20 protein-coding genes are annotated in these 22,803 nt (G+C 72.1%); 6 read left to right on the forward strand and 14 right to left on the reverse strand.

Annotation, left to right across the window (positions count from 1 at the left end; translation table 11 throughout):
* The 11 genes from EJK16_RS03170 to EJK16_RS03220 form a co-directional block, all read right to left on the reverse strand.
* Positions 1 to 209 (reverse strand): CoA-transferase (locus EJK16_RS03170; protein ID WP_304999936.1); only part of this gene is annotated, 209 nt, incomplete at its 3' end.
* 1 nt (position 210) lies between these two features.
* Positions 211 to 1,077 carry a CoA transferase subunit A gene (locus tag EJK16_RS03175; RefSeq protein WP_127126281.1) on the reverse strand — a complete coding sequence of 289 codons (867 nt, stop codon included), beginning with the start codon at positions 1,075 to 1,077 and terminating at the stop codon, positions 211 to 213.
* 92 nt (positions 1,078 to 1,169) lie between these two features.
* Complete coding sequence (locus tag EJK16_RS03180) at positions 1,170 to 2,156, reverse strand: ABC transporter substrate-binding protein (RefSeq protein ID WP_127126283.1); 987 nt, start codon at positions 2,154 to 2,156, stop codon at positions 1,170 to 1,172.
* Between the two features lie 71 nt (positions 2,157 to 2,227).
* On the reverse strand, positions 2,228 to 3,172 hold the full coding sequence (locus EJK16_RS03185) for a 3-keto-5-aminohexanoate cleavage protein (protein ID WP_127126285.1): 945 nt from the start codon (positions 3,170 to 3,172) through the stop codon (positions 2,228 to 2,230).
* A gap of 21 nt (positions 3,173 to 3,193) precedes the next feature.
* Entirely contained in the window at positions 3,194 to 5,452 is a 2,259-nt protein-coding gene (locus tag EJK16_RS03190; RefSeq protein WP_127126287.1) for a hydantoinase B/oxoprolinase family protein, read from the reverse strand.
* Complete coding sequence (locus tag EJK16_RS03195; RefSeq protein ID WP_127126289.1) at positions 5,449 to 7,578, reverse strand: hydantoinase/oxoprolinase family protein; 2,130 nt, start codon at positions 7,576 to 7,578, stop codon at positions 5,449 to 5,451. The genes EJK16_RS03190 and EJK16_RS03195 overlap by 4 nt, the downstream gene beginning before the upstream one ends.
* Positions 7,579 to 7,728: 150 nt before the next feature.
* Positions 7,729 to 8,655 (reverse strand): LysR family transcriptional regulator, encoded by a 927-nt coding sequence (locus EJK16_RS03200; RefSeq protein ID WP_127126291.1) that lies wholly within the window; start codon positions 8,653 to 8,655, stop codon positions 7,729 to 7,731.
* A gap of 94 nt (positions 8,656 to 8,749) precedes the next feature.
* Complete coding sequence (locus EJK16_RS03205) at positions 8,750 to 9,748, reverse strand: VOC family protein (RefSeq protein ID WP_127126293.1); 999 nt, start codon at positions 9,746 to 9,748, stop codon at positions 8,750 to 8,752.
* A gap of 160 nt (positions 9,749 to 9,908) precedes the next feature.
* Positions 9,909 to 10,922 carry an ABC transporter substrate-binding protein gene (locus EJK16_RS03210; protein WP_164737183.1) on the reverse strand — a complete coding sequence of 338 codons (1,014 nt, stop codon included), beginning with the start codon at positions 10,920 to 10,922 and terminating at the stop codon, positions 9,909 to 9,911.
* An 88-nt stretch (positions 10,923 to 11,010) separates the two neighbouring features.
* The gene (locus tag EJK16_RS03215; RefSeq protein ID WP_127126297.1) at positions 11,011 to 12,153 is read right to left on the reverse strand and encodes a S9 family peptidase; all 1,143 of its coding nucleotides are present in this window, start codon (positions 12,151 to 12,153) and stop codon (positions 11,011 to 11,013) included.
* A gap of 130 nt (positions 12,154 to 12,283) precedes the next feature.
* Positions 12,284 to 13,216, reverse strand: coding sequence for a LysR family transcriptional regulator (locus EJK16_RS03220; protein ID WP_205739577.1), 933 nt, complete (start codon positions 13,214 to 13,216; stop codon positions 12,284 to 12,286).
* 115 nt (positions 13,217 to 13,331) lie between these two features.
* On the opposite strand from EJK16_RS03220, the gene EJK16_RS03225 reads away from it, so the two are divergent.
* The 6 genes from EJK16_RS03225 to EJK16_RS03250 all read left to right on the forward strand — a co-directional run bounded on the left by EJK16_RS03225 (position 13,332) and on the right by EJK16_RS03250 (position 19,064).
* On the forward strand, positions 13,332 to 14,504 hold the full coding sequence (locus tag EJK16_RS03225) for an FAD-dependent monooxygenase (RefSeq protein ID WP_164737184.1): 1,173 nt from the start codon (positions 13,332 to 13,334) through the stop codon (positions 14,502 to 14,504).
* 198 nt (positions 14,505 to 14,702) lie between these two features.
* Entirely contained in the window at positions 14,703 to 16,100 is a 1,398-nt protein-coding gene (locus EJK16_RS03230; protein WP_127126301.1) for a Rieske 2Fe-2S domain-containing protein, read from the forward strand.
* Between the two features lie 2 nt (positions 16,101 to 16,102).
* Complete coding sequence (locus tag EJK16_RS03235; RefSeq protein WP_127126303.1) at positions 16,103 to 16,696, forward strand: aromatic-ring-hydroxylating dioxygenase subunit beta; 594 nt, start codon at positions 16,103 to 16,105, stop codon at positions 16,694 to 16,696.
* Positions 16,693 to 16,935, forward strand: coding sequence for a ferredoxin (locus tag EJK16_RS03240; RefSeq protein WP_205739578.1), 243 nt, complete (start codon positions 16,693 to 16,695; stop codon positions 16,933 to 16,935). Before EJK16_RS03235 ends, EJK16_RS03240 begins: the two co-directional genes overlap by 4 nt.
* Complete coding sequence (locus EJK16_RS03245) at positions 16,932 to 18,146, forward strand: NAD(P)/FAD-dependent oxidoreductase (RefSeq protein WP_127126305.1); 1,215 nt, start codon at positions 16,932 to 16,934, stop codon at positions 18,144 to 18,146. Before EJK16_RS03240 ends, EJK16_RS03245 begins: the two co-directional genes overlap by 4 nt.
* Before the next feature lie 69 nt (positions 18,147 to 18,215).
* On the forward strand, positions 18,216 to 19,064 hold the full coding sequence (locus EJK16_RS03250; RefSeq protein ID WP_127126307.1) for an SDR family oxidoreductase: 849 nt from the start codon (positions 18,216 to 18,218) through the stop codon (positions 19,062 to 19,064).
* Between the two features lie 72 nt (positions 19,065 to 19,136).
* Here the strand turns inward: EJK16_RS03250 and EJK16_RS03255 are convergent, their stop codons facing one another.
* Genes EJK16_RS03255 through EJK16_RS03265 form a run of 3 tightly spaced genes read right to left on the reverse strand, consistent with a single transcriptional unit; the run spans position 19,137 to position 22,799 of the window.
* On the reverse strand, positions 19,137 to 20,873 hold the full coding sequence (locus tag EJK16_RS03255) for a CocE/NonD family hydrolase (RefSeq protein WP_127126309.1): 1,737 nt from the start codon (positions 20,871 to 20,873) through the stop codon (positions 19,137 to 19,139).
* A 13-nt stretch (positions 20,874 to 20,886) separates the two neighbouring features.
* A complete protein-coding gene (locus EJK16_RS03260; RefSeq protein WP_127126311.1) occupies positions 20,887 to 21,846 on the reverse strand; it encodes an MBL fold metallo-hydrolase in 960 nt (319 codons plus the stop codon).
* A gap of 29 nt (positions 21,847 to 21,875) precedes the next feature.
* Positions 21,876 to 22,799 carry an alpha/beta hydrolase gene (locus tag EJK16_RS03265; protein ID WP_127126313.1) on the reverse strand — a complete coding sequence of 308 codons (924 nt, stop codon included), beginning with the start codon at positions 22,797 to 22,799 and terminating at the stop codon, positions 21,876 to 21,878.
* Positions 22,800 to 22,803: the final 4 nt, after the last annotated feature.

Genomic DNA, 22,803 nt, shown 5'->3' on the forward strand with positions numbered 1-22,803 from the left:
CCCGCGTTGATCAGGTCCGGGTCCACGTCCGCGTCGGCCGGGTAGGGCCCCACGCCCAGGATCCCGTTCTCGGACTGGAGCACCACCGCCCGGCCCGCCGGGACATGGTTGGGCACCAGGGTCGGCAACCCGATCCCCAGGTTCACATAGCTCCCGTCGGCCAGCTCCAGGGCCGCCCGGGCGGCCATCTCCTGCCGGGACAGTGCCATCTCACGCCCCCCTCGTCGTCGTCGCGGCGCCGCCGCCGGCCGTGTCGGCCGGGCGGACGGTGCGCTTCTCGATCCGCTTCTCCACGTCCGGGCCCACGACCACGACCCGGTGGACGTACACCCCGGGCAGGTGGACCTCGTCCGGGTCCAGCGCGCCGGGCTCGACGAGCTCCTCGACCTGCGCGACGCACACCCGGGCCGCCATCGCGGCCAGCGGGGAGAAGTTCCGCGCCGCCTTGTTGAACACCAGGTTCCCGTGCCGGTCCCCCCGGACCGCGTGGACCAGGGCGAAGTCGCACGTGATCGCCTCTTCCAGGACGAACTCCCGCACCCGCCCGCCCAGGTCGAACGAGCGCACCTCCTTCGGCGCCGACGCCACCGCCACCCCACCCGCGCCGTCGTACCGGCGGGGCAGCCCACCCTCGGCCACCTGCGTGCCCACCCCGGTGGGGGTGAAGAACGCCGCGATCCCCGACCCGCCCGCCCGCAGCTTCTCCGCCAGCGTGCCCTGCGGGGTCAGCTCCACCTCGAGCTCCCCGGCCAGGAACTGCCGCTCGAACTCCTTGTTCTCCCCCACATACGACGCCGTCATCTTCGCCAACCGCCCCGCCCCCAGCAGCCGGCCCAGCCCCCAGTCATCCACCCCGCAGTTGTTCGACACCACCCGCAACCCACCCGTCCCCTGCGCGAGCAGCGCCTCGATCAGCGCCACCGGGTTGCCCGACAGGCCAAACCCGCCCACCGCCACCGACGCCCCGTCGAACACATCCGCCACCGCCTCCGCGGCCGAACCCACCACCTTGTCGAGCCCGGGGCCCGCACTCGACCCGTCCGTGGACCCCGTCGCCCTGTGATCTGCATCTGTCATGGCATTCATTCGTCGCTCCTGCGTGTGGCCAGTAGGTGACGCGGGTCGTGCCGCGCAGTTCGTGAGAGGTGAGTGGGGAGCCGTCGAATCGGTCAGGGCAGCAGGGATCCGACGTCGGCCTTGTTCTCGGTGATGCCCTGGCGCTGGGCGAGGTCGACGAGGAACTCGACGTCCTTGCGGTCGACGGTGTCCGGGAAGCGCGGCAGGACGAGCTTCTCGGCGACCGTCGGGTCCACCTTCATGTAGCTGCCGAGGATCGCCCGGACCTTCTCCGGGTTGTCCTGCGCGAAGGCCTGCGCCTCGCCCATCGCGGTGGAGAACCGCTCGACGAGGTCGGGATCGGACTTCATCAGGGCGGCCGAGGTGAAGTAGGCGGCGATGAGGAGCGTGGGGCTCGTCTCGACGTAGTTGGACGCCAGGACCTTGTTGCCCTGCCCCTGCGCGATGGTGGAGAACGGCTCGACGACCCAGGCCGCGTCGACCTGCCCCTCCGCGAGCGCGGCGAGCATGTCCGGGAAGGCGATCTCCACGAACTTGATCGCGTCGGGATCCCCGCCGGCCTTGGCCACGGTCTCGCGCACCGTGCTGTCGCCCACGCTCTTCATCGTGTTGACGGCCACCGTGCGGCCGGCCAGGTCGGCCGGCCCGGCGAGGTCGCTGTCGGCGGGCACGACGATGGCGGCCGTGTCCTCGCCGGCCACGCCGGTGGAGGCCGCGCCGGGGGCGACGATCGGGAGCTCGAGACCCCGGGAGTGGGCGCTGATGAGTGCGGGCGTGTTGGAGAAGCCAATCTGGAACTGGCCGCTGACCACGCCGGGGATCGTGGCGGCGCCGCCCTGACCGGAGTCGGTCAGCTCGAGCGTGAGCCCGTGCTCGGCGAAGATGCCCTCCTCGACACCCAGCCGGATCGGGGCGGTGTCGACGATCGGGATGACGCCGACGGTGACGGTTTGAAGCTCCCCCGAGGCGCCGGTCGTCGTCTCGGCCGGGGACGTTACGGCCGGGGCCTCGGTGCCGGAGGAGCAGGCCGCGAGCAGGAGGGCGGCGGCGCCGGCCAGGGCCGCGAGGGTCTTACGCATGGGGGTCCTTTCGTCCGCAACGCTGCGGAGCGGGCGCCGGGCTGGACCCGGCCGGGAGGGAGGACGAACGGTCATCGGGCGGAGGCCTCGGCCGCGGGGACGAGGCTCGTGAGTCCGAGGATCTGCCGGGCCTCCTCGGGCGTGGCCACCTCATGACCGAGCTCGTGGATGAGGCGCACCGCCCGCTCGACGAGCTGGACGTTGGTGGCCAGCTCGCCGCGCCGGTAGTAGAGGTTGTCCTCGAGCCCGACCCGCACGTGTCCGCCGAGCAGGACGGCGTGGGTGATGGCGGGCAGCTGGTTCGCCGCGACGGCGGAGACGCACAGCTCGGCGCCCTCGGGGAGCTCGTCGACCATCTGGTGCAGGATGCGCGGGGTGTAGGGCAGCGCGCCCTGGAAGTTCCGGTCGAGGCCGAGGACGACGTTGACCCAGTACGGCTGGGCGTCGAAGCCCGCGTTGATGAGGCGGGTGGGTTCCTGCCGGATGTGGGCGGTGCTCATGACCTCCCACTCCGGCTTGATGCCGAGCTCCGTCATCCTGGCCGCGAGCTCGTCGCACTGGGCCGGGGTGGTGAGGTTGACGATCTCGCGCCCGCCGGCGGTGATGACGAAGGACTCGGCGTCGAAGGTCGCCATCTCCACGTGCGGGGCCTCGAGCCCGCGCAGCCGCTCGGTGAAGTCGATGCGGAGCTCGCCGCGCTCGTTCTCCTTGATCATGTCGCCGGAGATGCCGCCGCCGGTGGAGATGTTGATGACGACGTCGGTGCGCGCGCGCACGGCCTCGTTGATCGCGCCGTAGACGTCGGCGCTGCAGGTGGCCAGGTCGTCCTCGGGGCGGCGCGCGTGGATGGCCGCCACCGAGGCGCCGGCCGCCACGCACGCGGCGATGTCGTCGGCGATCTCTTCGGGCTGCGTGGGCAGGTGCGGGTTCTGGGCCTTCGCGGCCATGCCCCCGGTCGGGGCGATGGTGACGATGACCTTGCGGGGCTTGACGTCCGCGGTCGTGGTGCGTGCCATGGGTGTGCCTCTCTTCGTTGGTCAGGCGTGCAGCGCGAGCTCGGCAGCCCGGCCGTCGAGGGACAGGTCCAGGTCGTCCAGCGGCTCCGTCCCCGCCAGGTGGACGTCCACCGCGAGGAGGTGACCGGTCACCGGACACAGCCAGCCCGTCACCGTGAGGTCCTCGTGGAGGGTCGCGCCCGCCCGCTCGGGCAGGTCGAGGGCGAGGCGCCGGGCGCCGCGCCGCCACCGGGTCGACCCGGTCGCCAGGACCGCGCCGTCGACGGTCTCCACCCGCCAGGTGCCGTCGGTCCCCCGGATGGCGCGGAGCCGGTCGGAGAACGGCAGCCACCGCTCCCCCGCCCGCAGGCCCGCCGGCGGCAGGGCCGGGTCGAGGTCACGTCCCGTCTCCGGCACCTGGTCGGCGCCGATCCCCAGCCGGTCCGCCCGCGCCTGTCGCCGCAGCCGCGCGGTGGCCGCCCGGTCCCAGCCGGTCGCGCGCCCGCCCTCGGCGAGCGTGAGCACGACGCCGTAGCTGTCCCGTGCGGCCGCCGCGCTGACGACGCCCCGGCGCGCGTCCGCCAGCACGGCGTCGGGGTCGCGGTCGAGCGGGTCGCCGATGCCGCCGCCGCCCTGCCAGGTCACGGCGAAGACGTCCTGACCGGTGATCGGGAAGGCCCCCGGCTTCGGGCCGAGGTTCGCGAAGCGGGGATCGGCCTCGGTGCGCCCGCGGAGCAGGTCGGCCACGTGGGCGGACTCGGAGGAGTCCCGCATGATCCCCGTCGCGAGGGACTGCCTGATGAGCCCGCCGGGCAGCCCGCCGGAGAGCCCGGCGGAGTTGGGCACCTCGGCGCCGTGGGTCATGACGAGCGCCTCGGCCTGCGGCACGGAGATGGTCAGCGCCACCTCGGCCCCCAGGCCGCCGCGCTGCCGGCCGGCGCCGCCGGTGTCCTGCGCGAGCCGGCGGTAGAGATAAACCAGCGGCGTGCCGAGCTCGTTGACCTCGACGTCCGCGATGGAGGGGCAGGGCGCGTTGATGGGGCCCGCGGCGTCCTGGCCGTCGTGGCTCGCGAACGCACCGAAGCCGCCCGCGAGGGGGTCCATGAGGTGCAGCCCGAAGACCTCGCCGAACTGGTTGCGGCCGCTGAGGTTGAAGGTCGCCATCGTGCCGCTGCTGACCGCCTGGGCGCGGTGGGCGTAGGCCGGGGTCGCGGCGAGGAGCCGGTTGAGCGCGCCGGAGACGACGTTGCTGACCACCCAGACCGTCTCCACGGTGGCGCTGCCCACCGGGGCGGGCGGCACCGCCGTGCAGATCAGCCCGTCGGGGGCGACGATCTCCACCGGCCGCAGCAGCCCGTCGTTCCACGGGATCTCGAAGCCGAGCGTGGGGATGAGCGCCCCGGCGACCCCGCCGGTGAGGCCCGCCCGGGAGCAGTTGACGAAGCCGGGGGCCTGCCCGGAGGAGCCGGAGAAGTCCATGGTGAGCCGGTCACCATGCTTCGTCAGCACGAGGTCGACGGCGTAGAGCTTGTCCGTGTGGCCGTCGTGCTCGAGGAAGTCGCGGGTGCGCACCACGCCGTCGGGGATCTCGAGCAGGCGACGGCGCAACCTGGTCTCGGCGTCGTCGACCATGGCCGCCATGGCCGTCTGCACGACGTCGGTGCCGTACCGGCGGCACAGCTCGACGAGCCGCTCGGCCGCGACGTTGAGGGTGGCGATGAACGCGCGGATGTCCAGGCCGAGCTGGGCGGGCAGCCGTGAGGCGGACAGGATCATCTCAAGGACGTCCTCGCGCAGCTCCCCGCCGGAGACCAGGGTGACGGCGGGGATGCGCAGGCCCTCCTGCCAGATCTCCGTGGCCTTGGGCGACCAGGAGGCGAAGTCCATGCCGCCGATGTCCGTCTCGTGGGCCATGACGCCGGCCCAGGCGACGAGCTTGCCGTCGACGAACAACGGGGCGCACATCTGCAGGTCGTTCTGGTGCAGCGCCCCGACGAACGGGTCGTTGCCGACGATGCGGTCGCCGTCGCGCAGGGCGCGGCCGCTGCCGAGCAGGTGCCGGATCAGCGCCCCGACCGGCGGGGCCTCGAAGGTGACCTGGTGGCCCATGGTCGCGAAGGACCCGTCGGGCAGGTACAGGCCGGTGAAGAAGTCGCTGGCCTCGGTCACCGTGGGGCTGCCGCTGACGGACTGCAGCGCCAGGCGCATCTGGTCGGTGATGGCCACCAGCCGGCTGCGGACCACCTGGGCGATGACCGGGTCGGTCGTCGTGGCCTGGGCCGAGAGGTCGAGGGTGCTCATGCCTGTCCTACCTTCACGTGGATGGTGCCGGCGTCGTCAGTGGTGGCGGTGCCGCCGGGCGGGACGACGACGACGCACCCGGGGAGCTGGATGAGGGCGGGGCCGGCGATCTCCTGGCCCGCGGCGGGCCAGTCGCAGCCGTAGACCACTGTCTCCTCCGGCGCGTGGGGATCGTCGAACACGACCGGGCGGACGTCGCGGACCTCGAGCGGCTGGCCCGAGGAGGACGACGTCGACGTCGTCGAGCGCACGGCCGCCACGGCCCGCACCGACAGCACCTCGAAGCCGGCCTCGCGGAACCCGGCGCCCTCGCCGAAGAGCTTCTCGTACTCGCCCTCGAAGCGGCCCAGGAGCGAGGCCAGCGCAGCGACGTCGGGCGCGGCCTCGACCGCGATGTCGAGGTGGTGCGTCTGGCCTCGGTAGCGGACGGCCGCGGTCTGGGTGACGTCGGCGTGCGCCGCGTCGGGGAGGGCGCCCAGGGCACGCTGCTGGGCGTCCTCGAGGGCCGCCGCGAGCACGGCGACGTGCGCCGCCTCCGGCTCGGTGCCCGGCGAGAGCCGGAGGTAGCCCGTCCGTGAGGCGGTGGTCCGCAGGTCCGACGTCCCGGCGCCGAAGGCGGACTGCGCCGTGGCGGTGGCGGGCACGACGAAGCCGTCAAGGCCGAGCTCCCGGCACAGCTTCCACGCGTGCGACGGGCCGCTGCCGCCGCCCGCGACGAGGGTGAACTCGCGCGGGTCGTGGCCCCGCTCGATCGTCACGGCACGCAGCAGGTCGGCCATGGCGGCGTCGAAGACCTCCCGCACGGCGCGCGCGGCCTCGATGGCGGTCAGGCCCAGGGGATCGCCGATCTTCTTGGCGAGCGTGGCGCGGGCCGCCTCGACGTCGAGGCGGATGCCGCCGCTGCCGAAGCGGTCGGGGTCGAGCACGCCGAGGACGAGGTCGGCGTCGGTCGTGGTGGGCTCGGTGCCGCCCTTGCCGTAGCAGACCGGGCCGGGGTCGGCCCCGGCGCTGCGCGGCCCGACGGTGAGGAGGCCGTTGGCCACGGCCGCGATCGAGCCGCCACCGGCGCCGATGCTGGCGATGTCGACGCTGGGCACGCGCATGTCCGCGCCGCCGAAGGTCACCTCCTCTCGCAGCAGCGGCGCGCCGTCGACCACGACGCCGACGTCGAAGCTGGTCCCGCCCACGTCGAGCGTGAGGATCTTGGGTCGGCGGAGGCGCACGCCCAGGGCCTGCCCGGCGACCACGCAGGACGCGGGCCCGCTGAGCAGGCCGCGCACGGGCGACGCGGTCAGGGACGAGGCAGGGACGACGCCCCCGGCGCTGGTGGTCATCATGATCGGCGCGGTCATGCCCAGGGCGTGCAGCGCGGCCTCGAGGGTGCCGAGGTAGCCGCCGGCGATCGGGCCCAGGGCCGCGTTGGCGACCGTGGTCGAGGCGCGGGCGTACTCGCCCACGGTGGGCGCGATGTCGTGCGAGACGCTGACGAACGCGTCCGGGAGGATCTGCGCCGCCAGCTCGGCGAGGGCGGCCTCGTGGTCGGGGTTCTCCGTCGCCCAGAGCAGGCAGATGGCCACGGCCTCGACGTCCGCCTCACGCAGCGCCTCGAGGGCCTGGCGGGCCGAGCCTAGGTCCAACGGGGTGACGATCTCCCCGGCCGGGTTGACGCGCTCCGTGACCTCGACGACGAGCTCGCGGGGCACCAGAGGCGCGGTCCGGCCGCGCAGGAAGTAGTTGCCGAGGTCGAGGCCCTGCAGGCCGGCGGTGCCGCGGCGCAGCCGCCCGATCTCGAGCACGTCACCGAACCCCAGCGTGGTGACGAGGCCGACGCGGGCGGTGCGCCCCGTCAGGAGGGCGTTGAGCCCCACGGTGGTGCCGTGGCCGAAGCGGGTGACCTGCCGGCAGAGCTCCTCGGTGCCCAGGCCGGCGGTGCGGGCGGCCAGGTGCACCGCGTCGACGACGCCGGTGACGACGTCGGCCGTGGTGGGCGACTTGCAGACGTAGGACTGCCCGTCCGGACCGCGGAGCCACAGGTCGGTGAAGGTGCCTCCGACGTCGGTGCCCACGGCCCAGCCGGACGCCCGCGTCCCGTTGTCGGTCGCGGGTGCGTCAAGGATGGCGGTCATGAAACTCCTCGGGTGCGGCGAGCATGGGGACGACGTCGCAGGTGGTGGGACGTCGTCGTCGCGGGGGAAATGCGTCCGTGCGTTTCCCGATGAGCCGACTCTAGGAGCGAGGAATCAATTTATTCAAACAATACTTGGCAATGTTAGATATCAATGATGTCGATACGCGGGGGCCAGCTCGCGGGCAACGGCGGCGGCCCGCCGCCGCAGCCAGCGATGCCCGGGATCGTCGTCGACGTGCGCGCCCCAGATCATCACCATGGTGATGGGCCCGAGCTCCACGGGCGGCTCGAGGAGCCGGATCCCCGCCTGGTCGCGGATCATCAGCCCGAGGCGTTCCTGGATGTGCATGACCATCCGGGTGCCGCGCAGGAGGAACGGGGCCACGAGCGGGGCCTGGATGGTCAGGTGGGTGTCGCGCAGGATGCCCCGCGCCTCGAGCCGCAGCTCGGCGGAGGAGGGCAGCGCGCCGATGTTGACCGCGAGGTAGGGCAGGGCGCTGAACTGCGCAGACGGGAGCTCCTCCCCGACCTCCGGGTGATCGGCGTCGACGGCGCAGACGTAGCGGTCCGCGAAGAGCACCTCGTGCGGGTAGGTGGCGTGCTCCGGGAAGACCTCCTTGGGCATGATCAGCAGGTCTGTCTGGTGCCGGCGGAACTGCTCGGCGTAGTCGTCCCGGGTGGCGTTGACCTCGAAGGAGACGTGCGGCGCCTCCTGCGCGAGCCGCACGAGCAGGGGCCGCAGGAAGAGCGTGGAGACGTAGTCGTTCGCGGTGAGGGTGAACGTGCGTCGCGCGGTGGCGGGGTCGAACTCGTCCCGGGCGGCAAGCAGCGCCTCCGTCCGCGCCATGATGTCGCGCAGCGGGACCACGAGGGACTCCGCGAGGGGCGTCGGCGCCAGCGTGCGGCCGCGGCGCACCAGGATCTCGTCGCCGAAGACCTTCCGGAGCCTGCCCAGCGTGGCGCTCATGGCGGACTGGCCCACGCACAGGCGGTCCGCCGCCCGGGTGACGCTGCGTTCGTCGAGCAGCGCGTCGAGGGCCACGAGGAGGTTCAGGTCGATGCGGTGCAGGTCCATCCGTCTTCCCTTGTCGGCGGGCGCTGTCCGCAGGATAGGGCGCTCACGAGCCGGCCCCCGCACGCCGGTGGCGGGCGGGGGCCGGGCCGGTCCCTCAGGAGTTGATCAGCGCAGCCCGCATGTCCGGGTGCACGCCGTCCTCGGTGGCCGTCAGGCCGTCGGCCGGCGGGAAGGACTCGAAGATGGACTGCGGCGTCGGGGCGTTGCGGTAGAAGTTGTTGCCGCCCAGGCCGGGGGTCCAGGTGTTGGCCTCCCAGTCGGGCACGTAGTTCCGGTACCCGCCGGAGTTCAGCTCCACCCGCAGCCCGCTCGGCTCGCGGAAGTACAGGTACTGCTGCTCCCCGATGCCGTGGACCCCGGGCCCGAACTCCATCGGGGTGCCGTTCTCCATGAGCACGTCGGCGCTGATGAGCAGCTCCTCGTGAGTATCCACCCAGAACGCGATGTGGTTGACCCGGCCGGCGCGCGCGGAGTGGTCCAGCACCACGGCGAGGTCGTGGGACTTCTCGTTCGTGGTCAGGACCGAGAAGACGCTGACGTTGGTGTCGTCGAGCTGGGTGCGGGCCATGAGCCGGAAGCCGAGGACGTCCCGGTGCCAGGCGGCGAACCCGTCGACGTCGGTGCTGGCGATCGTCACGTGGTCCAGGAACCGCGGGGCGCCCGCGTGGCTGGAGCGCTTCTCCGGGCGGTCGGGGAAGATCGACGCGTGCTCGGCGTCGGCCTCGAAGCGGTCGACCTCCCAGAACAGCCGGATCGGGTGGCCATACGGGCCCTCGAACTCGAACGCCCGGCCGTAGCCCGGGCCGCCGTCGGACCAGGCGCCCTCGACGCCCACGTCTCGGACGCGGCCGGCGGCGGCCTCCAGCGCCTCGGCGCTCGTGGTGCGCCACGCCATGCGGGTCAGGGCGGGCTCCGGCCCCTCGGTGACGATCAGGCTGTAGCGGTAGTGGTCGCCCCAGCAGCGCAGGTACACGTTGCCGTCGATGCGGTCGACGGCCCGCATGCCGAACTGCTTCTCGTAGAACGCGGCCGACGCCTCGACGTCCGGGCTCGCAATCTCGAGGTGGGACAGGTGGGACAGGAGCTTTTCCATGGGGATGCCTCCGGGGCTGTCTGGGTGCGCTCGTCGGCGAGCGCTCTTCTCAACTGTGGGCCTGGCGGTGCCGGCCCGGAAGGAGCCGATGCCGGATGCCGCAGATCGATGCGGTCGATGTGTTTGGCTGACGAGATGGACGACGCCGGACGACCGCGGGTCAGCGTCCGGTGTCGAACTTCGCGATGTCGACCGGCTTGGACACGAGCGCGTCGTCGTGCGCGAGCCCGGCGAGGGTGCCGAGCGCCTCGAGGTTGATGGCCGTCGAGAACCGGTCCATCCGCACCCGCTCCGCGAGCGCGGGGTCCATCTCGAGCTTGTCGACGAGGACCTCGCGCAGTCCGGCCTCGTCCTCGCCCGCCGCCTCCAGCACCTCGGTCAGGGCCGTGGTGAAGCGCTCGAGCAGCTCGGGATCCTGGTCTGCCGCGGTCACCATGACCTGGGTGGACAGTCCCGGCGCGGACTCGGCGAAGTTCCAGGAGACGACCTGTGCGCCGTTGCCCTGGGCGATCGTGATGAACGGCTCGACCTCCCAGATCGCGTCGACGTCGCCGGCCTCGAGGGCGCGGATCATGTCCGGGTAGCGGATCTCGACGAAGTCGATCTCCGCCGGGTCGCCGCCGGCCGCCCGGACGGCCTCGCTGATGGTGAGGGTGCCGGCGGAGCTCAGCGTGTTGACCGCGACGGTGTGCCCGGCGAGGCCGGCAGCGTCGGTGATGCCCGAGTCTGCCTTGGCGAGGACCGCGGAGATGTCCTCGCCGCCGCCCTCCCACGCCTGGCTGAAGCCCGAGGCGACCTGGACGGGGACACCGGCGTCGAGGGCGACCATCATGGAGACGGAGTTGAGCGTCACGAAGTCGACCTCGTGGGCGAGCGCGGCGGCGACCATCGTCTCGCTGCCGACGCCCGTGTCGACCGTGACGTCGAGCCCGTGCTTCTCGAAGATGCCCTGGTCGACGCCGTACCAGAGCGCGGACGTCGCGACGATGGGGAGGGTGCCGACCGTGACCGGCACCATCTCCCCGTCCTTCGTGGCCGCCGACGTGGTGGACGCCGCGGGCTGGGTTGTCGGGTCGCTGCTCGCCCCGGAGGTGCCGCAGGCGGCGAGCATGAGCGCGGCCAAGCCGAGGACGGCGGCGCGGCTGGTCATCGTGAGGCGCGGAGAGGTCGACATGGTGCTCCTAGTCATGGAGGATCCCCCGGGGCGTCGTCGCCACGGGTGGTCGTGCGGGTGCGGGTGCGGGTACGGCAGCGGCCCGGCGTCAGAGGGTCTCGGACACCCAGTCGGCGATGAAGCTGGTGGCGACGGGCTGGTTGTCGGCGCTGACGTGCTCGACGCCGCCCTCGCGCCGGGTGAAGATCTTCAGCTCCCGTTTGGGGCTGTTGACGGCACCCTCGTACTGGGCGTGGGCGTAGTCGAGCGGGATCTGCCGGTCGTTCTCCCCGTGCGTGACGAGGAAGGGCACGGTGATGTTCCCGACGACCCCGACGAGGGTGACACTCGGCGCGAAGCTCATGAACTCCTCGAGGGAGTTTTTGCCCCACACCCACTGGACGTGCTCCCAGTAGTGCGGGACGGGGTTCTCGCCCTCCCGCTCGAGGCGCCGGCGCTGGAGCTCACCCCAGTTGTAGTTGGCGCCCCAGGCGACGCAGACGGCGAACCGCTTCTCGAACGCCGCGGCGCGCGGCGCGTAGTAGCCGCCGAGGGACCAGCCCATCACGCCGATGCGGTCCGGGTCGACGTCGGCACGGCCCTGGAGGTAGTCGACGCACGCCGCGCCCCAGCGCTCGCTCTCCGGGAAGGCGGTCAGGCCGCGCAGGCGCAGCGCACCGCCGGTGCCGGGGTGGTCGACCATGAGGGTGGACACCCCGCGACGGGCGAGCTCCTGGCCGATGCCGGACCAGTAGATCATCTCCTTGGTGCTGTCCAGGCCGTTGAAGTGCACCATCACCGGCGCCGGGCCGTCCGTGCCCCGCGCGCGGACGAACAGCGCGGGCAGCGTGGTGCTCTCGTAGGGCACCTCGACGAGCTCACAGTTGTCCCGCCCCAGGCGCACCGACCGCTCGAAGGCATCGAGCATCTTGCGGTACGCCTCCGTCCGGGGTGCGAAGTCGCGGGCCTGCATGCGCTCCGCCACCTGGTAGTAGATGGCCGCGCGGCGGAGCCGGGTGGCGGCGCTGAGCGGCCGGCCGGCCGCCTCGTTCTCGTCGGCGAGCTCGACCTGCCGGTCGGCGACCGTGCACCAGGACCCGAAGAAGTCCTCCGTCCCCGGCTTCTCGCCCGTCCCGGCCGCGTCGAGCAGCGGGCGGCACGCCTCGAGGATCTCCTCGATCTGCCCGCCGCTGCTCAGGGCGATGTTGGCGGACAGGTTCCAGACGTACTTGTCGGGGAAGATCTCGAACACGAAGGCGCCTCTCTGCAGCGGTCGGTAGCGGTGGCGCTGTCGACGTCGACAGGCGGCCTCCTGCCCGGGACGCTAAGGGCGGGCGCCCCTCACCGGAAGGCGAGATTCGCGATGCGGGGCATCGATGCGGTCAATGCGAGCCGCCTGCGGTGACCTCCGCCGCCAGCTCGAGGAGGCGGCCGCGGAGCCACTGGTGGCCGACGTCGGCGGTGTGCCGGGACGTCCACACCATGACCTCCTGCAGGGCCACGAGCGGCATCGGCGGATCAAGGAGTCTCAGGCGTGCCTGCTCGGCGAGCAGCCGGCCCAGGCGCTCGTGGATGAGCATGATCAGCCCGGTGCCGCGGAGCAGGAACGGCGCCACGACGAAGGACTGCGCGGTGACCTGGAGGTTGCGGGGGATCTGCTGCTGGTCGAGCTGAGTCTCCGGCAGGCCGATCAGGGCGCCCGCGCGGTAGGCGAGGTACGGCAGCGCGCTGAACTGCTCGACGGTGATCACGTCGCCCACCTCGGGGTGGTCCCGGTCGACGGCCACGAGGTACCGGTCCGCGAACAGCGTCTTGTGCGGGTAGCCGACGTCGGCCCCCAGCAGCTCCCGCGGGAGGATCAGCAGGTCGGTCTCGTTGCGCCGCAGCGCGTCGGTGAACCCCACGGGGTTGATGGGGAGGATGTTGACCCGGACGTTGGGCGCCTCCTCGTTCAGGCGCTCCAGGAGGGGCCGGAGCAGGACGAGGGCGATGTAGTCGCTCGCGCTGATCGTGAAGGTGCGCTGGTCTGTCGTCGGGTCGAAGTCCGTGCGCACCGCGAGCACGGACTCGACGATCGACAGCGCCTCACGGACCGGCGCGGCGAGGGACTCGGCCAGCGGCGTGGGCACGAGGACGCGGCCCTGGCGCACCAGCAGCGGGTCGTCGAAGAGCCGCCGCAGCCGGGCCAGGGTCGAGCTCATGGCCGACTGGCCGATCATCAACCGCTCGGCGGCACGCGTGACGCTCCGCTCGGCGAGCAGCGCGTCGAGCGCGACCAGCACGTTGAGGTCGACATTCGCCAGTTTCTCCGACAACGTGACTCCTTCTTTCAAGGTGCATCGATCCGGTCGATGTGTCGCATCGTCAGCATCTGTTTCCGCGAAACCGCCACCTCCCCTATCTTCCGAGCATTCGAAGGAGAGGGTGGCAATGACGCCTGGTCAGACTTCCCTGGTCATCGGTGCGGGGATCGGCGGCCTGGGTGCCGCCGTCGCCCTGAGGCAGCAGGGTATCGACGTCGACGTCGTGGAGATCAAACCGGACGACGGCGTGGTCGGTGTGGGCATCAACCAGCCGGGCAACTCCCTGCGCGCGCTGGACGTGCTGGGGGTGCTCGAGGAGTGCCTGGCCGTGGGGTACCAGTTCGACAGGAACGAGCACTTTGACTGGCAGGGCCGGCAGATCCTCGTCACGCCGTGCTCGCTCGGCACCGACCGCGTGCCGCCGAACAACGCCATCGCGCGGGCCGACCTTCACCACATCCTCGGTGACGCCGCCCGGCGTGCCGGGGCGCGCGTCGCGTACGGGGTGGGCGTGGCGGACCTCGTCGACGACGGCGACGGCGCAACCGTCACCTTCACCGACGGGCGGGTCGGGCGCTACGACGTCGTGGTCGGCTTCGACGGGATCCGCTCCCCGATGCGCCGGCGGCTCTTCGGGGAGGCGGCCGAGCCGGAGTACACCGGCTTCGCGGTCTGGCGGGTCACGCTCCCTCGCCCCGCCGAGGTCACACACACGATGCTCTTCCACGGCGACCGCTCCAACACCGGGGTCATCCCGCTGTCCGAGGACCACATGTACCTCCTGCACGTCACCGCCGAGCCGGAGGACGCCCGGTACGGGCCGGCCGACCTCGCCGCCCTGCTCCGGCAGCGCCTCGCCGGCTACGGCGGCCTCGTCGGCCGGCTCCGGGAGTCGCTGCCGGACGACGGCGTCGTCTACAGCCCGATCAGCGAGGTCCACCTGCCCGCGCCGTGGCACAAGGGCCGGGTCATCGTCCTCGGCGACGCCGCCCACGCCTCGGCGCCGAACCTCACCCAGGGCGCCGCCATGGCCCTCGAGGACGCCGTGGTCCTGGCCGACGAGCTGCGGCGCGACCGTCCGGTCGAGGAGTCACTGGCCGCGGTGTCCCACGTGCGGTTCGCCCGCACGAAGCTCGTCCAGGACGTCTCGCACGGCATCCTGGCCACCGAGATGGCGATCACCGCCGACCGCCTCGACGACTTCGCCGCCAACCTCCGCGAGCACCTGCCCGGACAGGCAGCGTTCGTCGAGTCCCAGCTCAACGCACCGTTCCGCCTCGCCGACCCCGCGTCCCTCTGACCCGTGGCGGCAGATGCGCCGCAACCAGCATCGACCCGGTCAATGCCGGGCATCACGATTCATTTGTTCCTCCCATGTGACCCGGCTCGTAGGGTCGAACCACCCAGCGCCCGGCACACGCCGATACACCGCCCGGACGCGAACCGAGTACCGATCCCGGACGCCGCCGGTGCACCCAGTCAAAGGAGACAGCGGGACATGACCCAGACCGAACCCCACCGCCCCATCACGTCGGGCGACCCCCTCGACGCCATCCTCGACCGGGTCGAGGCCGGCCTGGCCGACGACCTCGTGCCCGTCGAGATCTTCAACGACGAGGCCGTCTTCCGCGCCGAGATCGACCGGATCTTCACGAACAGCTGGGTGTTCGTCGCGCACGAGAGCGAGATCCCCAACCCCGGAGACTTCGTCCAGCGGCGCGTCGGGCTCGACCCGGTCATCGTCACCCGCGACGGCAAGGGCGGCATCAACGTGCTGTCCAACTACTGCCGCCACCGCGGCACGCAGGTGTGCCAGACGGACAGCGGCAACTCGCGGTTCTTCAAGTGCCCCTACCACGGCTGGACCTACAACAGCGAGGGCCAGCTCGTCGGCACCCCGCACCTGCAGGACGCCTACGGCGTGCGCCTGGACCCGGACGACTGGAGCCTGCTGCGCGCCCCCCGGGTCGACACCCGCAAGGGCTTCATCTTCGCGTCGCTCTCCGACGACGTCCCCACGCTCGACGAGCACCTCGGCGGCGCCGGCTGGATGCTCGACCTCATCGTCGGGCTGCACCCGAAGGGCATGCGCGTGGCCGGGCCGCCGGACCGCTACCGGGTCAAGGCGGACTGGAAGACGGCGGCGGAGAACTTCTCCGGCGACGTCTACCACCTCGACGTACTGCACTGGGGCACCGAGGAGATCCACGTCTCCCAGGGTCTGCAGGCCTCCTGCGAGATCGCGCGGAGGTACGACTTCGGCAACGGCCACAACTTCACCGGTCACGCCTGGACCAAGGCGATCCACCCCGGCTACGTGCTGTGGGGCTACCCGCCGGAGATCACGTCCCACTTCGACCTGTCCGGCCTCGACGAGGCCCAGCTCCACGTGGTCAACCACGAGCCGCCGACGGTCGGCACCATCTTCCCCAACCTCAGCTTCATCCGGTTCAACACCCCGGCGGTGCCGGGCGGCCCGATGTCCGTCGTCACCAGCTTCCGGCAGTGGCAGCCCGTGGGCCCCGGCGAGATCGAGCTGTGGAGCTGGCAGTTCGTGTGGGACTTCATGTCTCCCGAAGAGGTCGAGGAGCACTACGTCACCGGCGAGTTCGTCTTCGGCTCCGCGGGCATCTTCGAGCAGGACGACACCGTGGCGTGGGAAGGCATCCCCCGCGCCGCCGCCAGCCCGTGGGCCCGCAAGGCCGGGATGCAGTTCAACTTCCAGCAGGGACACAACAGCGAGGTCGACCAGTCGCCCGACCCCACCTGGACCGGCCCGGGTCTGAGGCGCAACACCGGCTACGGCGAGCACTCCCAGCTCGCCTTCTACCGGCACTGGCTCAAGGTGATGCGCGGCGCCGGCGCCGCGCAGGCCGCACCCACCGAGGGGAACTGACGATGACCACGACCGAGACCACAGGCACCGCGGCCGCCGCGCCCACCGCGGCCGCCACCACGACCGCTGCGCCCGCCACCCCGCGTACGGGCGCCGCCACCGACGCCGAGCTCCGGGCCGTCATCACGCAGTTCCTCGCCACGGAGGCCCGGCTGCTCGACGACGGGCGTGAGGAGGAGTGGTACGGGCTCCTGGACGACGACCTCGTGTACGAGGTCCCGGTCCGGCAGGCCACCGAGCCGCGCAGCCGCGAGTTCAGCCAGCGTGGCATCCGGGTGCGGGACACCAAGGCGCACATCCGCACGCGGATCGACCGGCTGGGCACCGGCCTCGCCTACTCGGAGGTGCCGCCCTCGCGGACCCTGCGGGTGGTGGGCAGCATCGAGATCCGGGGCACCGACTCCCCCGACGTCGTCGCAGTCTCCAGCGCCCTGCTGCTCTACCGCCAGCGCGGCATCGACCCCTACTTCGACCTCATCCCGGTGCGGCGGGAGGACACCATCCGGCTGACGGCCGCCGGGCCCCGGCTGCTGTCGCGCCGCGCCCTGACCACCGAGACCTCCCTGGCGACCCCGAACCTGGCGGTGTTCCTGTGAGCGAGACCAAGGCCGTGGCCGCTGCGCAGGTCGCCGTCCGCCTGGACACTTCCAAGTGCCGCGCCTACGGCATCTGCGTGGGCATCATGCCCGACGTCTTCGACCTGCCGAAGGGAAGCCCGGTCGCGGTGCTCCTCAAGGACGTCGCCGACGGCGAGGACCTGACGGACCTGGAGGAGGCGGTCTTCAACTGCCCTGCCTCCGCCATCTCCCTGGCACGGCAGGAGGACCACGAATGACGGCCAGGAACGTCGTCATCGCCGGCGCCTCCGTCGCGGGGCTCAGCGCCGCGGACGCGCTGCGCGACGGAGGGTTCGACGGCTCGGTGACGATCCTGTCGGATGAGCGGGAGCTCCCCTACGACCGCCCGCCGCTGTCCAAGGAGCTGCTGTCGGCGCCGGAGCAGCCCGAGCCCGTCGCGCTGCGGCCGGCGGAGCACTACGCCGCCAAGCGCCTCGACCTGCGGCTGGGTCACGCGGCGGTGGGCCTGGACATCGACCGCCGCTTCGTGGTCACCTCCGACGGCGCAGCCCTGCCCTGGGACGCGGTCGTCATCGCCACCGGCAGCCGGCCCAAGCCGCTGCGCACGGCGGGCGGCGCGGCGCTGCCGGTGCTGCGGACGCCGCAGGACCTCCGCGCCCTGCGGCTGGCGGCGGCGCTGTACGGCGACGTGACGCTGGTGGGGTCGAGCTTCATCGGCCTCGAGATCGCCGCGAGCCTCCGGGCGCGCGGCGTGGACGTGACCGTGTTCGGGGCGACGCCCCTGCCCCTCGGCGACGTCGTCGGGCCCGAGGTGGCCGCAGACATCCGGGACCTGCACGTCAGCCACGGCGTCAGCATGCGGACCGGGGTGCAGGTGCTCTCGGTCGACGGCGGCCCCGGCGCCTACACGCTGCACCTCTCCGACGGCACCGAGCACCACGCCCCGCACGTCGTCGCCGGCATCGGCGTGCAGCCGAACGACGAGTGGCTCGTGGGCTCCGGCGTCGAGCTGGACGCCGGCGTGCTCTGCGACGCCGCCGGGCGGACGAACGTGCCGGGCGTCTACGCCGCGGGGGACATCGCCCACTTCGAGCACCCGCTGCTGGGCGGGCGCACCCACGTGGACCACTGGACCAACGCGGTCCAGCAGGGCCGGCTCGTGGCGGCGAACATCCTCTCCGGCGGCGCCGCCCCGCACAGCGGCCTCCCGTACTACTGGACGGACCAGTACGGCCGCCGGTTCCACTCCTACGGGCGACGCCGGCCCGGCGACGACGCCGTCGTCGTCGAGGGCGCGCTCGGCACGGAGGAGTACCTCGTGCTGTACGGCAGCTCGGGCGAGTTCCACTGCGTGCTCTCGTGCGGGCGGGAGCGGTCCCTGCGGGGCTACCGCAAGCTCCTCCAGCGCGGCGCCACCTGGGACGAGGCGCTGCAGCTCGCCGGGCGCAGCGCGGGCGTCACCGCCTAGCCCTCCGGGCGGGCAACCGCCGGCGCCTCGCGTCCGGCCCTTTCGCACAGACCACCACAAGGAGATGCAGTGCAGCTACTCGATGACCACGTCGTCCTCGTCACCGGCGGCGGATCCGGCCTCGGCCTGGGCGTCGCCCGCCAGTGCCTCGCGGAGGGCGCGCAGGTCGCGATCCTGGAGATCGCGCCGGAGAAGGTGGACCAGCTCCGGGCCGAGTTCGGGGACGAGGTGCTCGTCCTGCAGGGCGACGTGCGCCGCGTCGCCGACCTCGAGGCCACCAGGGCCGCCGTCGTCGAGCGCTTCGGCAGGCTGAACGCGCTGATCGGCTGCCAGGGCATCTTCGACGGCAACCTCCCGCTGCGCGAGACCCCGCTGGACCGCATCGACTCACTCTTCGACGAGGTCTTCCACGTCAACGTCAAGGGGTACGTGCTCTCGGCGAAGATCTTCGTGGACCTTCTCGAGGAGAGCGACGGCGCCATCGTGCTGACGTCCTCGACGGCCGCCTACGCCGCGGACGGCGGCGGGCTGTTCTACTCGGCGAGCAAGGGCGCGGTGCGCAGCATCGTCAACCAGTTGGCGTTCGAGTTCGCCCCCCGCGTGCGGGTCAACGGCGTCGCGCCGTCGGGCATCGCCAACAGCCAGCTTCAGGGGCCGGCGGCGCTCGGGCTCGAGGGGTCGAAGCAGTCCGACATCCCCAAGGAGGACTTCCTCACCCAGTTCCGGATGCTCATGCCGCTGCAGCACCTGCCCACCCCCGAGGAGTACGGCTGGCTGTACGCCTTCCTGGCGTCGCGGCGCAACACGCTGGTGACCGGCCAGACCATCGTGGCCGACCAGGGCCTGTTCAACCGGGCGGTGCTCAGCTCGGGCAGCAAGGCGGGCGGGATCCCGGTCGACGTGCCGGCGACGGCCTGAGCGCCGCGGCGCACCCGCCGGGACGTCCAGACCTTCCTGGACGTCCCGGCCGGTGCGCCCTGCCGGGCAGGGTCAGCTCGGCCGCTCCGCCGTCGGGCGTGTCGTGAGCGGCAGCACCAGCCGGGACGTGTGGGCGGCGTCGCGGTAGATCTTGTGCGTGACGGGCCGGCCCACCGGCAGGTGGAAGGCGTCCGGCGGCAGCAGCGAGTTGTGCTCGTCGACCAGGGGCTCGTCGTTGGACAGCTCCACCGTCAGGCGGTGCCCCGGGTTGAACGTCGCCGCGAACGGGTAGAGGCGCAGCACGTACTCCTCGATCGTGCCCGGCTCCACGGGCACGGCGCGGGTGTGCGGGTGGTACGGGTTGCCCTCGGTCGTGCGCTCGTCCAGCTCGCGGTGGGAGGCCTTGAGGTAGCCGCTCGTGATCAGCTGGCGCTTGCCGCCGGGGGCGACGTCCCACAGGCGCAGGATGAAGTTGGTGTCCTCGGCGTCGATCTCCGCGAAGATGTGCGCCGCGCCGGCGCCGATCATCTCGGTGGGCTGCTCGAACGGCTCGGTGCTCCAGCTGAGGATCTCGACCTTGTCGGTCACCGTGAGGGGGGCCTGGTAGAAGCCGTCCGGGGCGGCCTGCTCCGCACCCATCAGCTCGGGCTCCGGGGACAGCTTGCGGCGCGGGCGCAGGTACAGCGACGTGTACTCGACGTCCTTCGGCGGCCACTGCTCGGCGGTGACCACCTCGCGGGAGCCCTCCACGAAGACGCTCACGGCCGGCTCGTCCATGATGCCGTTGTCGATGCCCTTGAGCCAGTACTCGTACCAGCGGAACATCTTGTCGTGCTCCTCGACCCAGGGACGCGACTGCATCGGGGGGTAGGAGCCGATGTCCAGCCGCTTCGGTCCCTTCAGGACGTTGAAGAGCTCGATGTGGCCGTCCAGGGTCCACCCGCGACCCTGGTCGATCTGCAGGTAGACCGGGATGTCGATGTTCTCGGCCAGGTTGACGGGGTTGCGCTCCTCGTACCACTCGCCGTCGAGCTCGTTCATCACGATGTCGAACCAGGCCTCGTGGTTCGTCGGGTAGTTGAGCGTGTGCACGAGGTTGGGCCAGGCCGCGACGTCCGGGTCCCGCAGGCGCTCGGCGACGCGCTCCTTCACCTCCTCCGGGGAGTACGTCTCCAGCATGCGGGACTTGATGCGGTCCGTGAACGCCCAGCCGGAGTCACCGCCGCGACCCTCACGGGCGGCGCGGGGCATGAGCCACATGATCCCGCCGTGATAGGTGGTCTCGTAGAAGTCGTAGTGGCCGCCGCTGACGAAGATCGCCTTCAGGTGCGGGGGCCGCTCGGCCGCGGCGAACACCTGCATGGAGCCGAAGTAGGAGATGCCGATCATGCCCACGTTGCCGTCGCACCACGGCTGGGCGGCGACCCACTCGATGAAGTCGTAGGCGTCCTGGCCCAGCGAGACGCCACCGGCGTTGTAGTTGCCGATGTGCTCGCCGCCGGACGCGCCGGACCCACGCAGGTCACCGATGACGTGCACGTAGTCCTCCTGGACCACGCGCGCGATGTCACCGGCCTCGATGCAGCCGTCCCACATCGGGCTCGGGCGCCGCTGGGGAGGCATGGTCAGGGCGAGGGCCTGGAGCTCCTTGCCGTACGGGCTCAGGGCCACCAGCGCCGGCCGCGGCTTGTTCTCGGGGCCGTGGTAGGCGTCTGCCGCGAGCTCGACCCCGTCCCGCATCGGGACCCGGAGGTCCTTGCGGATGTGGATGGTCTGCGCGCCCGCATCCCAGGTCGTGAAGTCAGCCATCAGAGTCTCGGAATCAGCCATCAGAGCGGGGCTCCCTTTCAGCGTTGAACTGTGCGGCATAGCCGTGAAGCGTCGTGAAGAACGGAGACGGTTCCAGCGTGGGGTCCTTCTCGTAGCCAAACTCCTCGGCGACCCGGGCGAACGGCGAGTACACCGAGTCCGTCTCGCGCACACCGCCCTCCAGGTACCGGTGGGCGACGTCCGCGATGCGGGCCTCGAGGTCGAGGCTCTCCTGGAGGGCCCGCCGAGCCTGCTCGCTGTCCAGCTCGACGCCGTGCGGCACCCCGTCCGCCCCCCGGTAGGGGTGCCCGAGGTACAGGTGCTGCGGGCGGACCTCGTCCCGCAGGTGCCGCAGGCTCGCCCGGTAGCCGGCCGGGTCCTCGTAACCGGGGAACCCGTTGGCGGCCCCGTGGATCTGCACCGCGTCGCCGACGAACACGTCGTCCTGGCCGTCGACGACGTAGGCGACCGATCCGGCCGTGTGGCCAGGGATGGCGTGCACCGAGACGGTGACGTCACCGCCCAGGGACAGCGTCTCGCCGCCGCGGACGAGCACGGTCGGCTCCATCTCGCCGGAGATGACCTGCGCGGCCGCCGCGGTCTGCTTGGCCTCGCCCTCCGGGTCGTTCAGGTACTGCCGGCGCACGTCCAGGTACTCCTGTACGTGCGCGCGCCGCGCGCGCAGCAGGGGCGCGTCCGCCTCGTGGATGACGACCTGGGCGCGCCGGCCCGTGAGCTCCCACAGGGCGTGCGCCCCGCCGAGGTGGTCGATGTGGCCGTGGGTCAGCAGGATCCACCGGACGTCCTCGATGCGCCGGCCGAGCGCCTGGAGCGCCGGGGCCATGCCGTCGGCGGGCGACGAGGCGATCCCGGTGTCGACGATGGCCGGCTCGGGCGCGTCGATGAAGAAGCTGTACAGCCCGAAGCGGCCCCACGGGGACACCAGGGGGTGGACAGGAACGTGTGGCGTCATGACTCTCTTCTCACGTGGGGCCCGGCAGATCAGCGGAGGCCGAGGAACACGGCGGTCTCCTCGAAGGCCCGGTAGTAGTCGGGGATCCACGAGAAGTTCTGCACGAACCCGTGGTTGGCGCCCGCGTACCGGCTGACCGTCGCATCCACCCCGGCCTCACGCAGCCGCGAGGCGTACAGCTCGCCCTCATCACGCAGCGGGTCGTGCTCCGCCGTGACGACGAGGGCCGGCGGCAGCCCGGAGAGGTCCTCGCGCTTGATCGGGGAGACGCGCGGGTCCGCCGGGTCCGCCCCGCTGTCGATGTAGAACGCGTTGAAGGGCGCGAGCCCGGCCGTCTCGAGGCCGTACCCCTCCGCGTTCTCCCGCAGGGAGGCGTAGCGGTCGACGTCGAAGTCGAGGTCCAGCGACGGGTAGAACAGCACCTGGTGGGTGATGCGGTCGAACCCCTCGTCGTGGGCCATCCCGGCGACCGCCGCGACGAACGTGCCGCCGGAGCTGTCGCCGGCGATCGCCAGGGTCCGGCCGTCCCACCCCAGGGCGTCGCCGTTCTCCGAGGCCCAGCGGACCACGCCGTAGCAGTCGTCGAGGCCGGCCGGGAAGGCGGCCTCCGGCGCCCGACGGAAGCCGACGGAGATGACCTTGAGGCCGGTCTCCTTTGCCAGGGACCGCGCGACGTGGTCGTGCGTGTCCAGGCTACCGAGGAAGAACGCGCCGCCGTGGAAGTACACGAGCAGTCCGTACGCGTCGGCCTCGACCGGTGTGTAGATGCGCACGGGCACGTCACCGGCCGGGGTGTGTGCGGTGGCGTCGTCCACCGCGTGGAGCGGCAGCCGCTCCGCCGGCGGCGGGACCATCGCCTCCTCGCCGGCGCGCAGCACCGCCGGGTCGATCGGGCCCGGGGGCGGCGCGGGCAGGGTCGCGACGATCTTGGCGATCTCGGGGTGGAGCGTCATGATG

Source organism: Georgenia sp. SYP-B2076, assembly GCF_003991205.1.
GTDB lineage: Bacteria > Actinomycetota > Actinomycetes > Actinomycetales > Actinomycetaceae > Georgenia.

Excerpts from the sequence above, each read along its gene's own strand:
- EJK16_RS03175 (WP_127126281.1), bottom strand. The coding sequence starts at position 1,077 with ATGACAGATGCAGATCACAGGGCGACGGGGTCCACGGACGGGTCGAGT.
- EJK16_RS03235 (WP_127126303.1), top strand. The coding sequence starts at position 16,103 with ATGACCACGACCGAGACCACAGGCACCGCGGCCGCCGCGCCCACCGCG.
- EJK16_RS03190 (WP_127126287.1), bottom strand. The coding sequence starts at position 5,452 with ATGAGCACCCTCGACCTCTCGGCCCAGGCCACGACGACCGACCCGGTC.
- EJK16_RS03200 (WP_127126291.1), bottom strand. The coding sequence starts at position 8,655 with ATGGACCTGCACCGCATCGACCTGAACCTCCTCGTGGCCCTCGACGCG.
- EJK16_RS03255 (WP_127126309.1), bottom strand. The coding sequence starts at position 20,873 with ATGGCTGACTTCACGACCTGGGATGCGGGCGCGCAGACCATCCACATC.
- EJK16_RS03205 (WP_127126293.1), bottom strand. The coding sequence starts at position 9,748 with ATGGAAAAGCTCCTGTCCCACCTGTCCCACCTCGAGATTGCGAGCCCG.
- EJK16_RS03260 (WP_127126311.1), bottom strand. The coding sequence starts at position 21,846 with ATGACGCCACACGTTCCTGTCCACCCCCTGGTGTCCCCGTGGGGCCGC.
- EJK16_RS03230 (WP_127126301.1), top strand. The coding sequence starts at position 14,703 with ATGACCCAGACCGAACCCCACCGCCCCATCACGTCGGGCGACCCCCTC.
- EJK16_RS03225 (WP_164737184.1), top strand. The coding sequence starts at position 13,332 with ATGACGCCTGGTCAGACTTCCCTGGTCATCGGTGCGGGGATCGGCGGC.
- EJK16_RS03195 (WP_127126289.1), bottom strand. The coding sequence starts at position 7,578 with ATGACCGCCATCCTTGACGCACCCGCGACCGACAACGGGACGCGGGCG.
- EJK16_RS03265 (WP_127126313.1), bottom strand. The coding sequence starts at position 22,799 with ATGACGCTCCACCCCGAGATCGCCAAGATCGTCGCGACCCTGCCCGCG.
- EJK16_RS03180 (WP_127126283.1), bottom strand. The coding sequence starts at position 2,156 with ATGCGTAAGACCCTCGCGGCCCTGGCCGGCGCCGCCGCCCTCCTGCTC.
- EJK16_RS03245 (WP_127126305.1), top strand. The coding sequence starts at position 16,932 with ATGACGGCCAGGAACGTCGTCATCGCCGGCGCCTCCGTCGCGGGGCTC.
- EJK16_RS03185 (WP_127126285.1), bottom strand. The coding sequence starts at position 3,172 with ATGGCACGCACCACGACCGCGGACGTCAAGCCCCGCAAGGTCATCGTC.
- EJK16_RS03210 (WP_164737183.1), bottom strand. The coding sequence starts at position 10,922 with ATGTCGACCTCTCCGCGCCTCACGATGACCAGCCGCGCCGCCGTCCTC.